General features: G+C 66.3%; 5 protein-coding genes and 1 tRNA gene (1 of these 6 running past the window's edge). 2 read left to right on the top strand and 4 right to left on the bottom strand.

All coding sequences use genetic code 11. From position 1 onward, the window contains the following. Positions 1–65 precede the first annotated feature (65 nt). Positions 66–1,277 carry a branched-chain amino acid ABC transporter substrate-binding protein gene (locus E0T84_RS03495; RefSeq protein ID WP_070945753.1) on the bottom strand — a complete coding sequence of 404 codons (1,212 nt, stop codon included), beginning with the start codon at positions 1,275–1,277 and terminating at the stop codon, positions 66–68. 196 nt (positions 1,278–1,473) lie between these two features. Continuing rightward, on the bottom strand, positions 1,474–2,100 hold the full coding sequence (locus E0T84_RS03490; RefSeq protein ID WP_070945754.1) for an ANTAR domain-containing response regulator: 627 nt from the start codon (positions 2,098–2,100) through the stop codon (positions 1,474–1,476). Positions 2,101–2,183: 83 nt separating this feature from the next. Here E0T84_RS03490 and E0T84_RS03485 point away from each other — a divergent pair. Beyond that, positions 2,184–2,260: transfer RNA gene (locus E0T84_RS03485), tRNA-Leu, on the top strand. Between the two features lie 132 nt (positions 2,261–2,392). Then, entirely contained in the window at positions 2,393–3,067 is a 675-nt protein-coding gene (locus tag E0T84_RS03480; RefSeq protein WP_070189416.1) for an isoprenylcysteine carboxylmethyltransferase family protein, read from the top strand. Between the two features lie 25 nt (positions 3,068–3,092). Here the strand turns inward: E0T84_RS03480 and E0T84_RS03475 are convergent, their stop codons facing one another. Together E0T84_RS03475 and E0T84_RS03470 are read right to left on the bottom strand one after the other, a co-directional pair. After that, a complete protein-coding gene (locus E0T84_RS03475; RefSeq protein ID WP_249383561.1) occupies positions 3,093–11,267 on the bottom strand; it encodes a non-ribosomal peptide synthetase in 8,175 nt (2,724 codons plus the stop codon). Then, positions 11,264–16,603, bottom strand: partial view of a non-ribosomal peptide synthase/polyketide synthase gene (locus E0T84_RS03470; protein ID WP_249383560.1) — the 3' portion only. The gene runs 19,116 nt beyond the window's last position; only the last 5,340 of its 24,456 coding nucleotides appear in the window; its start codon lies off the right edge, out of view — the gene reads right to left on this strand; it ends in the stop codon at positions 11,264–11,266. The genes E0T84_RS03475 and E0T84_RS03470 overlap by 4 nt, the downstream gene beginning before the upstream one ends.

The raw sequence follows: 16,603 nt of genomic DNA, 5'->3' as shown, positions 1-16,603 counted from the left end.
TTTGCGATGTGTAGCGAAACGCGTCCGAGCCCGGGCTGCGGTCTCGGACGCGTTTCGTCAGAGGACTACTTGACTTCGTACATCCAGATCAACGTGGTGGTCAGCTCACCCTTGTCGTTCCACTGGTACTTGCGGGCAACACCCTGGCCCTCGTACTTGCGGACGAAGTCGAGCAGCGCCGGCCGGGTGATGGCACCGGAGTCGATGCCCTTGAGCAGGATGGTGCCCAGGTCATAGCCCTCGGTGCTGTAGGTACCCGGCACCTGGCCGAACTTCTGGGTGTACTCGTCGGAGAACGTGCCGGTGGCCGGGCCGCACGGGCAGGACAACAGCGTGCCCTTCGACGATTCGCCGGCCTGGTTGACGAACTGCTGATCCTTGGTGCCGTCGGCGCTGACAAAGGTCGCCGTCACGCCGCCGTCCTTGAGCTGCTGCACGAACGGCGCGGCCTCGGCGTAGTAGCCGCTGTAGAACACCGAGTCGGGAGCCGCCCCTTTGATCTGGGTGACCGCGGCCGAGAACTCCTTGTCCCCCTTCTTCACCGAGATGTTGCACGACGAATCGGCAATCGGGCCAAGAGTTTCACGTACCGCTATGGCCAGACCGAGGCCGTAGTCGGTGCTGTCGTCGACCACACACACCTTCTTGTTGCCCAGCGTGTTCTTGAGGTAGTTGGCAACGGACGGGCCCTGCACGCCGTCATTGGCCAGGCCACGGAAGAACGTGCGCCACCCGTTTTCGCTCAACGTCACGTTGGTGGCCGACGCGGTGGCCGCGACCAGACCGGCCTGGTTGAACACGTCTCCGGTGGCCTTCGTCTCACCGGAGAACGCCGGCCCGACCAGCCCCACGATGAACGGCTCGTCGACGATCTGCGGCGCCACCCCGGTTGCCTTCTGCGGATCGCCTTCGGTGTCAAAGCTCTTGAGCTGCACCTGGCAACCGGCATTGGCGGCATTGTGCTTGTCGATTGCGAGCTGTACGCCGTTCTTGATGTTGATGCCCAGCGCGGCGTCGGGACCGTTGAGCGCGCCCATCATGGCGATCATCACCGGCGGGCAGGTGGCCTTCCCGTCTCCGGCAGGGTCGGCAGGGGTGACCCCCTCGGCGGCGTTGACCTCGGCACCGTTCTCGTCGATCTGGACCTTCTCGACAATCTTCAAGTCGGTCTGCGATGCCTCACCTTGCGGTGAGGATTGGTTACAGCCGGCAATCGCCAGGGCAACCACACCCGCACTTCCGAGAGCAAACGCTTTCCGTGCCACGCGACCGCGCACGCTTCACCTCCGGGTCAGAGTTGTCAGCGGCACCGGCGCCTGTCCTGGTGAGGGCCGGGCGCCGGAGCTTCGGGTAGAACATAGCCAACGACCGGTCCGAGTGCGGGATGTTGAGTGAATGGTCCTTGCGCGGATCCTGGTCGAACGCGCGATATCGGCCCGGCAGAAACGCACAATTAACAGCCGGGCCCTCCGGTCAGCTGTCCTGCGCCGGGGATTCCTCTGAGTCCTCGAGGGTTTCCAGCACCACCTCGGCCACCCGTTTCATGGTGGTCCGGCGGTCCATCGCGGCCCGCTGAATCCACTTGAACGCCTCAGGTTCGGACATCTGATGCTTGCTCTGCAGCAAACCCTTTGCGCGCTCGACCAGCTTGCGCGTCTCAAGCCGATCCCCCAGTGTCGCCACCTCGTTCTCCAGCGCAGCGATCTCGCTGAACCGACTGACCGCCAACTCGATGGCCGGAACCAGGTCGGTGATGCTGAAGGGCTTGACCAGATAGGCCATCGCCCCTGCGTCGCGGGCCCGCTCGACCAACTCCCGCTGGCTGAACGCGGTCAGGATCACGATCGGGGCAATGCGCTTGCTGGCGATCTCAGAGGCGGCGTCGATGCCGTCGCGGCGCGGCATCTTGACGTCCATGATCACCAGGTCCGGGCGCAGCGATTCGGCGAGTTCGACAGCCTCCTGACCGTCACCGGCTTCGCCGACGACCTCGTAACCCTCTTCGCGAAGCATCTCCGCGAGGTCGAGGCGGATGAGCGCTTCGTCCTCGGCGATGAGTACGCGGCGCGGTCTGTCAGCGTCTTTCGGTGACCCGGTCATGGGAGACATTGTGTCGTGGAGGCCGCTGTTCGGCGAGCGCGGGGGGATCCTCTATGGTGGTAGGCCGCAGTACTGATCGGAACGCCCTCGTATCCCAACTGGCAGAGGAAACGGATTCAAAACCCGTACAGTGTGAGTTCGAATCTCACCGAGGGCACCACGCCTCGATCAAAGGCAATGAGCACAGATACCCGACGGACGCGGCGCCGAACCGCCTGACGGCACCGTCACCGCCCTGTAGGTTAGGCCGAGCGCTGCGTTGTGCGCGCCGGTAGCCGTGCCAGGAGGATCCGTGAAAGCCGTTGCGAGAGTAGTGGCATTCGGGATTGTCGAACTCTTCGCATTCGGCTTGGTGCTGTTCTCGCTCGCCGGGACGCTCGACTTCTGGCAAGCCTGGGTTTTTCTCGTGGTGTTCGCATTGTCGACCTGGATCCCCAGCATCTTCCTGCAGCACGCCGACCCCGAGGCCCACCGGCGCCGTAAGCATGCCGGCCCGGCAGCCGAAACCCGGATGGTGCAGAAGGTCCTCATCGGCGCCTGGTACCTCTCGCTGGCGGCAATGGTGGTGATCAGCGCCCTGGACCATCGATTCGGCTGGTCGTCGGTGCCGGCCGCGGTCTGTGTGGCCGGTGACGTCCTGGTCGTCGTCGGGTTGGGGATCACCAGCCTGGTGGTCATCCAGAACAGTTTCGCGGCCTCCACGGTTCAGATCGAGCAAGGCCAGAAGGTCGTCTCCACCGGTCTGTACGGGGTGGTGCGGCACCCGATGTACACCGGCAACGTGCTGACCATCGTGGGCGTTCCCCTCGCGCTCGGCTCCTACTGGGGCCTGCTGCCCGTCATCTCGGGCCTCATCATGCTGGTCGTGCGCATCCGTGACGAGGAAAAGCTGCTCGTCGAAGAGTTGGACGGCTACCGCGAATACGCGCAGCAGGCGCGCTACCGGCTGGTGCCATATATGTGGTGACGGCCCACCCGGCCCTGCCGCCGCCCTATTGAGCAGGTGTGGTCTCCAATTGCTGGGCCAATTCGCGGACGGACGGGGATTCGAACAACGTGAGAACCGTGAGCTCGACGTCGAGCGCGCCGTTTATCGCGGCGATGGCACGCATCGCAGAAATCGAATCGCCGCCCAACTCGAAGAACGACTCCTCTACCCCGACCCGGTCCACGCCCAGTACCTCGGCGTAGATGCTGGCCACGATCTGCTCGATCAAGGTGGCCGGCGGGCGGTACGCATCGCTGTTCGCACCGGGTTCGGGTGCCGGCAACGCCGCGCGCTCGGGCTGCGCCCCGCGGGCCCAGGCCAGCCGTGGCTGTGCCGAGCCTTTGAGCAGGTCGAAGGACGACAGGCGGCGCCCCGGATGTGCCGTCATCTCCGCCAGCACCTTCTTGAACCGCTCCATCAGTGCCGCGATCGTTTCCCTGTCGAACACGTCGGTGTCGTACTGGACGCGAAGCTCCAGCTCGCGGCCCGGCCCGGCTTGCACCGCGATCGGGTAGTGGTAGTAGTCCCGGCTGCTGAAACCGGTGATGACCAGCCCGTCACCACCGGGTTGTGCGCCTCCCTCGGTCGGATAGTTCTCATAGACGAAGACGGTGTCGAACAGCGTGTCCTGGCCGGTGATGCGATGGATGTCGCTGAGCGCCACGTGCTGGTGGTCGAGCGTGTCGTTGTGGGTCCGCTGCAGCTGCTCGAGCAGATCGACGGTGGTGGTGGCCGGGGTGAAAGTGGCCCGCACCGGCACGGTGTTGATCAGCAGGCCGACCATCGAATCTGCGCCGTCGACCTCGGCAGACCTGCCCGACACGACAGTGCCGAACGCGACGTCCGACTGGCCGGTCAGTGAACTGAGCAGGAGCGCCCAGGCGCCCTGCAACACCACGTTGACGGTGGTGTGATGCGAACGCGCCAGCTTGGTGAGCGCGCGCGTGGTTTTCGCGGGCACCCGATACGAGTCGACGCAACGCTCCCCGAACCGCAGCCGCTGCGGCGGCCCGACCAGGATCGGCGTGTCGAATCCGTCCAGCACCTCGCGCCATGCTGCCCGGGCGGCGTGGTGGTCGCGTTCGGCCAGCCACGTCATGAAGCTGCGATACGGCGACGCCGCGGGCAACCGCAGCCCTTGGTATCCGGCGAAGATCTCCTGCATCAGGATCGGCATCGACCAGCCGTCCAGAACGATGTGGTGATTGGTCAGCACGAATTGGTGCCGGTTGTCCGCGATACGGATCAAGACGGCCCGGAACGCAGGCTGATTCTCCAGGTCGCACACAGCCGCGCGTTCGGCCGCGCAGATCTCCTCGATCTGATCGGCGATGCCAATCCCGTTGGTGTCCAACGTGATATACCGCCAAGGTGCCACCGGCTCTGCGGGAATGACCTGCACCGGTTGTTCGAATTGCGGGCAGAATCGGGCAGCCAGATGCGGATGTCTGCCGACCACCGCCTGCACGGCGTCCCGCAGCCGGTGCACGTCGAGCGGGCCGCTCAACGCCAGATCCAACTGCACCGCATAGACATCGTCGCCGGAGCTGTTCGCGATGCCGGCGTGGTACAGCAGCCCCTGCTGCAATGGCGTCAGGAGCAGCACGTCGGCGATCGGTCCGTCGGCGTGCAGGGTGTCGATCTGCTGCTGGCTCAGCCGGGCCGGGGCGATGTCCGACGGTGTCAGCCCGCCACCACCTCGCCTGACATGGGCGCAGATTCCTGCCAAGGCGTCGAACCACAGCCGGCTGATCCGGGTGACGGCCGTGCGGTCCAGCGCGGTGGGTGCCCATGTCCAGGTGGCGTTCAGATGCGGGCCGGTGTCGGTGTCGATCGTGACGGCATTGAGCTCCACCGAATGCGCCAACGCGATGGGCATCGCCCCGGCAGCACCGGTCAACGACAGGCCTTCCTGGCTGAAGCGCCACACGTCACCGGACGCATAGGCTGCCGGGGATCCCAGCCGTCCGAGGTAGTTGAAGCCGATGACGGGATCGGCGCCGGGCAGGTCCACATCCGGGTTGAGATAGCGCAGCAGACCATAGGTCAGACCGTCCGGCAGCGCTCGAAGTTGTTCTTTGGCGTCTTTGATCACCGCACCAAGCGCGGCATCGCCGGCCACCACCTGTGTCCAGCGCAGCCCTCCGCCACGGCCGCCAAAGCTCAGCGACACCGGGTACTTCGTGGTGAACCATCCCACCGTGCGCGACAGGTCGATGTCGGTGTCACCACCGCCGTCCAATTCCTCGTGGCGGCCGTGCCCCTCCACATCGAACGCGATCGGCGCGCCACCGGTGCCCAGGTACTGCGCCCACGCCAAACCGAAGGCGATCAACAGGATCTCGTGTACCCCGGCATGAAATGCCGCAGGCACATCGCCGAGCAGCATGTGGGTGGTCTCGGCGTCCAGGAACTCGGTCAGATATCCGGCCGTGGCGAACGTATCCTCGGCGGGTTGCGGCGCCGGCAACGCGGCGGGGACCGCGGTCACCTGGCGCCAAGCGCCGGCCTGGCCGACCACATCGGGATGGCGCGCATGTTCGGCGAGTCGATTCGCCCAGCCGGTGAACGACGTACCCGCCGGCGGCAACAGCACCGGTTGCCCGCCGCGGTGCTGGGTCCAGGCGATGTTCAGGTCTTCCAAAACAATTCGCCACGACACGCCGTCGATGGCCAGATGGTGGACCACCAGCGCCAGTTGGCCCGTGGCAGAGCACCACACCGCGCACAGCATCGTCCCGGCTGCTGGGTTCAACCGCGAGCGGGCCGCCGCCAGGGCGTCTTCGGTCAACAGGTCCATCGTCTGCAGACACCCGCGGGCGTCCACCGTGTTGGCTTCAGGCACACTCATCGACCATCCGCCCGCTCCGTCGTCCTCGGCCCGCAAGCGGAGCATGCCGTGGCGATCGAGCAAGGCCTGCAACAGGATTACGACGTCATCCTCGCCGGCCCCGGCCGGGGCCTGCAGCACCACAGTCTGGTTGAACTCGTCGATCGGGCCGTCGGCGGTTTCCAGGCTCTTGAGCCAGCGCATGATCGGGGTCGCCACCACCGGTCCGAGCCCGTCGTCGATCGCCGTGCCGGAGCTGTCGGCCAACCTGACCACCCGCGCCAGGCGGGCCACCGTCTGCTGGACGAAGATATCGCGTGGGCGACCGGTGAGTCCGGCACTGTGCGCGCGCCAGATCACCTGGATCGCCGAAATACTGTCGCCGCCAAGGTCGAAGAACGAGTCGTCGACACCGACCTGGTCCAATCCGAGGACTTGGGCGAAGATGCCGGCCAGGATCTCCTCGACGGGCGTGGCCGGGGCGCGATAGTGATCGACGTCCTGGTATTCGGGCGCGGGCAACGCGCGAACATCGAGTTTGCCGTTGACCGTGAGGGGCAGTGCGTCGATCGCGACGACGGCGGTGGGCACCATGTAGGACGGGAGCCGGTCCCCCAGCGCCACGCGGGTCGCCAGCGGATCTGCGGTGCCGGTGAGGTAGCCGACCAGACGCTTGTCCCCGGGCCGGTCCTCACGGGCGATCACCACCGCCTGCTCGACACCGTCCAACGCCATCAAAGCGGCCTGGATCTCACCGAGTTCGATGCGATAACCACGGATCTTGACCTGCTCATCGGCACGGCCCAGATACTGCAACTGCCCGTCGGAGTTCCAGGACACCAGGTCCCCGGTGCGATACATCCGGTGTCCCGGCGGAGCGAACGGACAGGCCACGAACCGTGACGCGCTCAAGCCGGCCCGGCCCACGTACCCGACAGCCAAACCCGCACCGGCGACATACAACTCACCCACCACGCCGACCGGCACCGGACGCATCCAGCGATCCAGCACGAAAAAGGCCAGGTGCTTGAGCGGCACACCGATCGGACTGACCGCGCGGCTCACGTCGGCGGCGGTGATCTCACGGAACGAGGCATGCACCGTCGTCTCGGTGATCCCGTACATGTTGATCAATCGTGGTAGCACCGGGTGGTCTTCCAGCCACTCGGCCAGCCGTGTCGGGTCCAGCGCCTCGCCACCGAAGACGACCAGCTCAAGTTCCAGCTCAGACCCGGACGCCGGTGACAACTCGTCCGCGGTTTGCAGCGCATAGAACGCCGATGGCGTCTGACTCAACACGCTGACTCGTTCGTGGACCAACAGAGCGTGGAAATCCTCGGGAGACCGCGCCACCGAATCGGATACCACCACCAGCCGGCCGCCGTGTACCAGCGCGCCGAAGATCTCCCACACCGAGAAGTCGAACGCCAACGAATGACTCTGTGTCCACACCTGGCCAGACGACAACTCCAGGTCCGCGTCCAGCGCCTGCAACAGCCGAATCACGTTGCGGTGCGGGATCGCCACGCCCTTGGGTACACCCGTGGTGCCCGACGTGTAGATCACATACGCGATGTCGTCCGGCGTGGGACCGAGGTGCGGCGGACTGTCGGCCTGCCCCGCCACCGCGGCGTCGTCGACAGCGATGACCGTCACGGAATGCCCGGCCAGACGGCCGGTCAGATCCTCGGTGGTGACCGCCACGACCGGCTGGGAGTCGGCGAGCACGAAATCCAGCCGCGAATCGGGCACCGCGGGGTCGATCGGCACATACGCCGCACCGGTTTTCAGCACGCCCATGATCGCCACCACGGCCTCGACCGACCGGGACAACAGCACCGCTACCCGCTGCCCCGGGCCGGCGCCACGCTCGATCAGCAAGTGCGCCAGTCGGTTCGCGGCCCGATCGAGATCTCCGTAGGTGATGTGGCTTCCGCCGAAGCTGACCGCCGGCGCATCGGCAGCACGTGCCACCTGGGTGCCGAACAAGGCCGGGATCGAGCCCGCCTGCGGCGCAGGGCTGGTCAGCGCCGCCCGGTTGCCCACCGTGTACAGGTGCACCTGTTCGTCGGCATCGAGCACGTCGATTGCCGACAGCCGGCGGGCCGGGTCGGCCGCCATCGCCTCCAGCACGCGGTATAACCGGGCGACCAGGGCTTCGATCGTCGACGCGTCGAACACGTCGGTGCGGTACTCCACCGTCCCGGAAATCCCTGCGGCCTGGCCGGTTTCAGTCCAACGTTCCGCCAGGGAGAACGACAGGTCCGTGCGGGCGGTGTGCGTGTCCAATGGCAGCGGGGTGGCCTGCAGATCTCCGAGTGCCAATCCGTCGCCGGAGCCGCCGGCCTGGCCGGGGACGTTCTGCCAGGCCATCATCACCTGCACAAGGGGGTGATGGGTCAGCGACCGGGTCGGGTTGAGTCGTTCGACGAGCACTTCGAACGGCACATCCTGGTGTTCGAAGGCGCCGAGACTGTTGGCACGTACTTGAGCCAGCACCTCGCTGACCGTCGGGTCGCCCGCCAGATCCACACGCAGCACCAACGTGTTGACGAAGAACCCGACCAGATCGTCGAGGGCGGGATCACGACGCCCGGCGATCGGGAAGCCCACCGCCACATCAGAACTGGAGCTCAGCTTCGACAACAGGGTCAGCAGCGCCGCTTGGAGGACCATGAACTTGGTCGCGTTGTGATCACGGGCCAGGCGAGCAACCCGCTGCTGCACATCTGCCGGCCACTCGACATCGATTCGGTCACCCTGTTGCTCGGCCACCATGGGGTACGGACGGTCGGTCGGCAACGCCACGCATTCGGGCATGCCCGCCAGGGCATCGGTCCAGAATCTCAGTTGCTGCGAAATCCGGCTGTCACTGTCTTCCAGATCGCCCAGCTGGGCCCGTTGCCACAACGTGTAATCCGCGTACTGGACCGCCAACGGTTCCCAGCCAGGTGCGTGCCCAGCGCACCGATCGGCGTAGGCCACAGCCAGATCGGTCACCAGCGGGGTGATCGACCACCCGTCGGCGGCGATGTGGTGCACCACGACCACCAGCACATGCTCGTCGTCGGTGACACGGAAAATCCGTGCCAGGAAGGGGATCTCGGCACCCAGGTCGAATCCGTGCCGCGCGGTGTCTTCGACGGCTTCTTGTAACCGGGCTGCCGGCCATCCGCAGGCATCGACGACCTTCCAGCTGAACCCGGTCTGGTCCGCGGCGGCGATCAGCTGATGAGGAGTCCCCTCGACCGTCGGGAACAAGGTGCGCAGGCTCTCGTGCCGCTCCAAGAGGTCGGCAATCGCCATGCCCAGCGCATCGACATCGAGCGAGCCGGTGAGACGCAGCCCCGCCGCCAGGTTGTACACCGGTGAGGGGCCCTGCAATTGGTCGATGAACCACAACCGGCTCTGCGCGAACGACAGGGGCATCATCTCCGGGCGTTCACCCGCCAGCAATGGCTGCTGGTTCCCGGCACCGTCACCGATGCGAAGCACCAATTCCGCCACCGTCGGAGCATCGAAGATGACCCGCTCTTCAAGCCCGGCGTCCAGGGTTCGGTTGAGCGCGGCCACCAGGCGCATGGCCTGCAGCGAATCCCCGCCGAGTTCGAAAAAGGAGTCGTCGACGCCGACGCGGTCCAGGCCGAGGATCTCGGCGTAGATGCCGGCCACCATCTCCTCGGTCGGAGTCGACGGGGCCCGGTAGTCATCGCCGTGCTGGTATTCCGGTGCGGGCAAGGCCTTCTTGTCGAGCTTGCCGTTGACCGTCAGCGGAACGGTCTCGATGGCAACGATGGCCGTGGGCACCATGTAGGGCGGCAGCTTCTCCCCCAGTGCGTCACGCAATGCGGCGGGATCGCCCGGCCCCGTGGTGTAGCCGACCAGACGCTTGTCCCCGGGCCGGTCCTCACGGGCGATCACCACCGCCTGATCGACACCGTCCAACGCCATCAAAGCAGCTTGGATCTCACCGAGTTCGATGCGATACCCGCGGATCTTGACCTGCTCATCGGCACGGCCCAGATACTGCAACTGCCCGTCGGCACCCCAACTGACCAGATCCCCGGTGCGGTACATCCGGGTTGCGGGCCTGCCCGGAGGACCGAAAGGGCACGCCACATACCGTGTCGCGGTCAACGGCGCCCGCTCCACGTAGCCGTAGCCCAAACCCGCACCGGCGACATACAACTCACCCATCGCACCCGCAGGCACCGGGCGCAACCAATCATCGAGCACGAAGAACGCCAGATCAGCCAGCGGCACACCGATCGGACTGACCGCGCGGCCCACATCGGCGGCGGTGATCTCACGGAACGAGGCATGCACCGTCGTCTCGGTGATCCCGTACATGTTGATCAATCGCGGCGATACCGGGTGGCGGTCCAACCATGGTGCGAGCCGAGGCGGTTCGAGCGCCTCACCGCCGAACACGACAACCTCGAGTGCCGTGGTTTGGCGGCTGAAGTCGGTCTGCCCCTTCTCCACGGCTTGCAGCGCGTAGAACGCCGACGGCGTCTGACTCAAAACGCTGACCTGCTCGGCGATCAACAGGGTGTGGAGCTCCTCAGCCGAGCGTGTCACGGATTCGGGCACCACCACCAACCGTCCGCCGTGGAGCAGGGCGCCGAAGATCTCCCACACCGAGAAGTCGAACGCCAACGAATGACACTGTGTCCACACCTGGCCGGCGGACAACATCACATCTCGATCGATCGCGCCCAGCAGGCGGGTGACATTTCGGTGCGGGATCGCCACGCCCTTGGGCACACCGGTGGTGCCCGACGTGTAGATCAGATATGCGACGTCATCAGGTGCTGCCACGAGTCGCGGCGCGGCGACGGGCTGAGTGTCCGCCACGGCGTCGTCGACAGCGATCACCGGAAAGCCATGTCCGTCAAGGCGATCGGCGAGATCGGCGGTGGTCACCGCGGCCACCGGCCCGGAATCGGCAACCACGAACTCCACCCGGGCATCAGGAACCACCGGGTCGATCGGCACATAAGCCGCGCCGGTTTTCAGCACACCCATGACGGCCACGACGGCCTCGATCGATCGGGAGAACAACAGGGCCACCCGGTGGCCCGGCCTGACGCCACGTTCGATCAGCAGGTGCGCCAACCGATTGGCGGCCTCATCGAGGTCGCCGTACGTGATGTGGCTTCCGTCGAAGCTGACCGCCACTGCCCTGGGATCCCGAGTCACCTGCTCGGAAAACAACTCCGGAATCGTCCCCGTCTGTGGCGTCGTCTCGGTCAGGGCGGACCGGTTACCCCAGCCGTCGAGTTCCTCGAGTTCATCGTCGTCATCGAGATCCATCGACAACAGTCGCCGGTTGGCCTCGGCAGTCACGATCGCGGTTCCTCCCCGGTCATGGCGTCCAGCACCCGCCGGAACCGCGCGACGACCTTGTTCACGCGTTTCGCCGTGAACACGTCGGTGTCGAATTCGACCCGCAGAACCAGTTCGGTACCTGGCATCGCTTGCATCGTCAGCGGGTAGTGGTTGTATTCGCGTCCGTTGACCGCGGTGATGGCCAGACCGTCGGCCATCGACGACGCCACTGTCTCCACCGGGTAGTTCTGATAGACGAACAGCGTGTCGAACAGCTGATCCTGCCCCACGGCACGATGAATCTCGCTGAGCGCCAGATGCTGGTGATCGAGGGTGTCGCTGTGGTGGCGTTGCAGTTCGTCGAGCAGGCCGGCGATGGTGGTGTCGGGTGTGATGGTGGCGCGAACCGGCACGGTATTGATCAGCAGTCCCACCATCGAATCCGCTCCTGCCACTTCGGCCGACCGGCCCGATACCGCGACACCGAAGGTGACGTCGTGCTGGCCGGTGAGCCACATGAGCACCTGGGCCCACGCAGCCTGCAAGACGGTGTTGGCGGTGGTGTGTTGGGCGCGTGCGAGCTCGGTGACGGCCCGGGTCGTCTCGGCGGGCAGCCGGAACGTCTCGGTGGCGCGTCGTCCCGGTGTTGCCCGACCGGGTGCGACCAGGGTCGGGGTGGCAAAGCCGGCGAGGACATCGCGCCAGGCAGTGTTGGCGGCCGCGACATCCCGATCGGCCATCCATGCCACGAAATTCCGGTACGGCGCGGCAGCGGGAAGGCGCTGCCCGTAGTAGCCGGCGAAGATCTCCTGCAACAGGATCGGCAGTGACCAACCGTCGAGCACGATGTGGTGATAGGTCATGACGAACCGGTGCTCGCTGTCCGAGGTCTTGATCAAGGCGGTGCGGAACGCCGTTTGGTGCACGAGATCGCAGACCGAGGCGCGTTCGGCGGCGCACACCTGTGCCACCTGCTCGTCGAGCGTCACTGTGCCCGTGGCCATGTCGAGGTACTGCCAGGGCACCGTGGCGTCGGCCGGGATGATCTGGACCGGCTCGTCGAATCGCTTGTCGAACCGGGCTGCCAAGTTGGGGTGCCGGTTGACCACGGCGCGCACCGCCTCACGCAACCGCAGCGGATCCAGGGGTCCGGTGATGGTGATGTCCAGCTGCATGGCGTAGACGTCGTCATCATTGTTCCTTGTGGCATTGGCCTGGAACAGGAGCCCCCGCTGCAGCGGTGTCAGCGGCAGGATGTCGGCGACCCGGTGATGTTCGGTCAGCTCGTCGATCTGGGGCTGGGTGAGATCGGCCGGCACGATGTCAGATGGCGTGAGGCCTCCGCCACCGGCGCCGACGTACGCACAGATTCCGGTCAGCGCCTCGAACCAGAGTTGACCCAGCCGGCTGACCTGGTCCTCGCCCAGGGCCGAGGGGGCCCACGTCCACGAGGCGTGAAGACTTGGGCCGGACTCGGTTTCAGCGGTGCTCGCGTTGAGTTCGACCGTATGGCCCAGCGGCATGGGGATGGCTGAGGCAACGGATGCGACCGCCGCCCCGTCACTGCTGGGCCGCCACAGATCCGCAGCCGCCTCCGACGGGACTGGACCGGCGGAACCCACTCTGCCGAGATAATTGAACCCGACAGCCGGGTCGGCCCCGAACAGGTCGACATCGGGGTTCAGGTAACGCAGGAGACCGTAGGTCATTCCGTCGGGCAGGGCACGCAGTTGTTCCTTGGCGTCCTTGATGACGCGGCCCAGTGCCGGACCACCGGCCACCACATCGGACCACGGCAGCCTGCCCCGTTGGCCTTCCGGTTCGCCCGTCATGGTCAGGGTCACCGGGTACTTGGTGGTGAACCACCCGACCGTTCGGGACAGGTCGACGCTCGCACCCAGTTCCTCGCTACGGCCGTGGCCCTCGACGTCGATGGTGACCGGCAAGGTCACACCGAGGAATTCGGTCAACGCCATGCCGTAGGCGATCAGCAGGATGTCCTGCACTCCGGCGTGGAATGCGGCCGGCGCTTCTCCAAGCAGCACACGCGTCGTCGCGGCATCCAGCGATGTGGTGAGATGACCTGCGGTTTCGTATGTATCGAGTTCGGGTCGGACCGCGGGCAGCGCCGACGGGGCCGCCAGTACTCGTCGCCAGGCGTCGGCCTGACCCACCACTGCCGCCGAGCGGGCGTGCTCCTCCAGCAGTGTCGCCCACTGCGCGAATGAGGTCCCGGCGGTGGGCAATACGATCGGCTGCCCCTGACAATGTTGTGCCCAGGCGATGTTGAGGTCCTCGAGCAGAATTCGCCAGGACACCGCATCGATGGCCAGGTGATGGACCGTCAGCACCAGCTGGCCGGTGGTGGCCACCCACAGCGCGCTGACCATCTCGCCCGCCGCCGGGTTCAACCGCGACCGGGCTGCGATCAGTGCCTCGTCGGAGACGGCGTCGGCCGAGTCCAGATGTGCTCGTACCGAACCCTTCTCGGGTACCACGAGCGACCAGTTGCCGGTCCCGGCATCTTCAGCACGCAGACGCAACATGGCATGCCGATCGAGCAGGGCCGCCAGTACCGTCTCGACATCGGACTCGGTGACCCCGGCCGGAGCCTGCACCACCACCGTCTGGTTGAACTGATCGACCGGCCGGCCCTCGCGGTCCACCTCTTCCAGCCACCGCATGATCGGGGTCGGCTTCACCGGACCGACACCCTCGTCGACAGGGCCGGCATCATCGTCTGCCACGCCTGCCACTTGCGCCAGTCGGGCGACGGTCTGCTCGACGAAAATGTCACGAGGCCTGCACATCACGCCACACGCCCTGGCTCTCGCGACGACCTGCATGGAAAGGATGCTGTCGCCGCCGAGGTCGAAGAACGAGTCGTCCACGCCGATCCGCTCCAGTCCGAGAACTTCGGCGAAGATTCCGGCGAGGATCTCCTCGACGGCCGTCTCGGGAGCGCGGTACTGGCCGGCGTCTTGATAGTCCGGTGCCGGTAAGGCCCGGACGTCGAGTTTGCCGTTGACGGTCAACGGCAACGCCCCCAGGACCACGATGGCCGCCGGAATCATGTAGGGCGGAAGCCGGTCCGCCAACATGTTTCGGAGGCCCACCGGCTCGGCCGAGCCGGACGCATCGTGGGTTACGTAGCCGACCAGCCGCTTGATCCCCGGGTGGTCTTCGCGGGCGATCACCACCGCCTGCTCGACACCGTCCAACGCACCCAACGCGGCCTGTACCTCGCCGAGCTCGATCCGATACCCGCGGATCTTGACCTGGTCGTCGGCACGGCCAAGGTATTGCAGCTGCCCGTCGGCGCGCCAGCTGACGAGATCTCCGGTGCGGTACATCCGTATTGCGGGCTGCCCCGGTTCCCCGAACGGACACGCCACGAACCGCGTGGCAGTCAAACCTGAGCGGCCCAGGTAGCCAACCGCAACACCCGCGCCGGCCACGTAGAGCTCCCCCGCCACCCCGGGAGGCACCGGACGCAACCACTGGTCGAGTACGAACAACGCCGATGTCGGGACCGGAGCCCCGATCGGTGCCGCGCCCGATCCTGGTTTCAGAGGCGCACTCATCGACGCATACACCGTGATCTCGGTGGGGCCATAGGCGTTGATCACGAGCCGGCCAGGGGCCCAGCGGTCGACCACCTCACCCGGGCAGGCTTCACCACCGAGCAGCAGCGCCACCGATTCCAGTCCCTCCGGGGACAGTGCCCCCGCCGCCGACGGGGTCTGGGTCAGCACGTTCACCTGTTCGCGGACGAGCAGCTCGTGGAACTCGTCGGGTGAGCTCACCACCGACTCGGGCACGACGACCAGACGTGCCCCTCCCAGCAGCGCGGCCCAGATCTCCCATACCGAGAAGTCGAACGCGTACGAATGGCACTGCGTCCATACCGGATTCGTCGGCAGCTGCTCGGGGGTGGACCGGGCCAGGTGAGCCAGATTCTGATGGCTGACCGCCACCCCCTTGGGAACACCGGTGGTTCCCGACGTGTAGATGAGGTAGGCGATGTCCTCGGGTAGCGGTTCCGCGGGTGCGGTGTCGGGCTGGTCCGCAATCGCCGGGTCGTGGACATCGATCGCGCACAGGCCACGGCCGTCCAGCCGGCCGGCCAGAGGGCTGGTCGTGACCGCGGCGACCGGTGCGGCGTCGGCGAGCATGAAATCGATTCGGGCCGCAGGCAGTGCGGGATCGATCGCCAGGTACGCGGCCCCGGCCTTCAGTACCGCCAGCATCGCTACAACGGCATCGGCAGAACGCTCGAGCAGCACGGCCACACAGCTGCCCGGTCCCGCACCCTGACCGATGAGGAAGTGCGCCAAACGGTTTGCGGCCTCGTCGAGCGCGCGGTAGGTCAGGGATCGGCCGTCGAACGTGACCGCGACGGCCTCGGGTGCGCGATTCACCTCGGCGGTGAACAACGCTGGGACCGACAACGGATCTGCAGGCACCGTCGCGGCCAGCGCCGCCCGGTTGCCGACGGCGTCGAGGTGCGCGTGCTCGGCGGCGCCGAGCAGGTCGATCGAGGACAGCGCCCGGTCGGTATCGGCCGTCATCGCCGACAACAGCAGCTCGAACCGGCCGAGCATCGTTTCGATGGTCGCCGTGTCGAACACGTCGGTGCGGAACTCCACCGTTCCGCCGATTCCGGCCGGAGCCCCGGTCTGGGTCCACCGTTCGGCCAGGGAGAAGCTCAGATCCATGCGTGCGGTGTGGGTGTCCGCGGGCATCTGGCTGACCTCGAGATCACCGAGAGCAAGGCCGCCGGTGGACTGGCCGGGTACGTTCTGCCAGCCCAGCGCCACCTGGATCAGGGGGTGATGGGTCAGGGAACGCGTCGGGTTGAGCCGCTCGACGAGCACCTCGAACGGCACATCCTGGTGGTCATAGGCTGCCAGACTGCGGGACCGCACCTGCGCCAAGAGTTCCGCGACCGTCGGGTTTCCGCCCAGATCGGCGCGCAACACCAGAGTGTTGACGAAGAATCCGATGAGTTCGTCGAGTGCGGGGTCACGGCGCCCAGCGATGGGGAAACCGACTGCCACATCGGAACTTCCGCTGAGCTTCGAGAGCAGGGTCAACAGCCCCGCTTGAATCACCATGAAGCTGGTCGCATTGTGCTCACGGGCCACACGGGCGACCTGCTGCTGCAGTTCTGCCGGCCAATCCACGGTGACGATGGCCCCGCGCTGGTCCGCCGTCGGCGGATAGGGCCGGACGGTGGGCAGTTCCACCCGCTCCGGCATACCGGCCAGTGCATCCTGCCAGTAGGCCAGTTGCTTGGCGATACGGCTCCGGCTGTCGTCGAAGTCGCCGAACTGTGCGCGTTGCCACAGCGT

It is taken from the genome of Mycobacterium sp. DBP42, assembly GCF_005924235.1.
GTDB classification, from domain to species: Bacteria; Actinomycetota; Actinomycetes; order Mycobacteriales; family Mycobacteriaceae; genus Mycobacterium; species Mycobacterium syngnathidarum.
This window is presented reverse-complemented; position numbering and strand designations above follow the sequence as displayed.

What these genes read in the sequence shown, in the direction of transcription:
- E0T84_RS03490 (WP_070945754.1), bottom strand. Translation starts at nt 2,100, where the DNA reads ATGACCGGGTCACCGAAAGACGCTGACAGACCGCGCCGCGTACTCATC.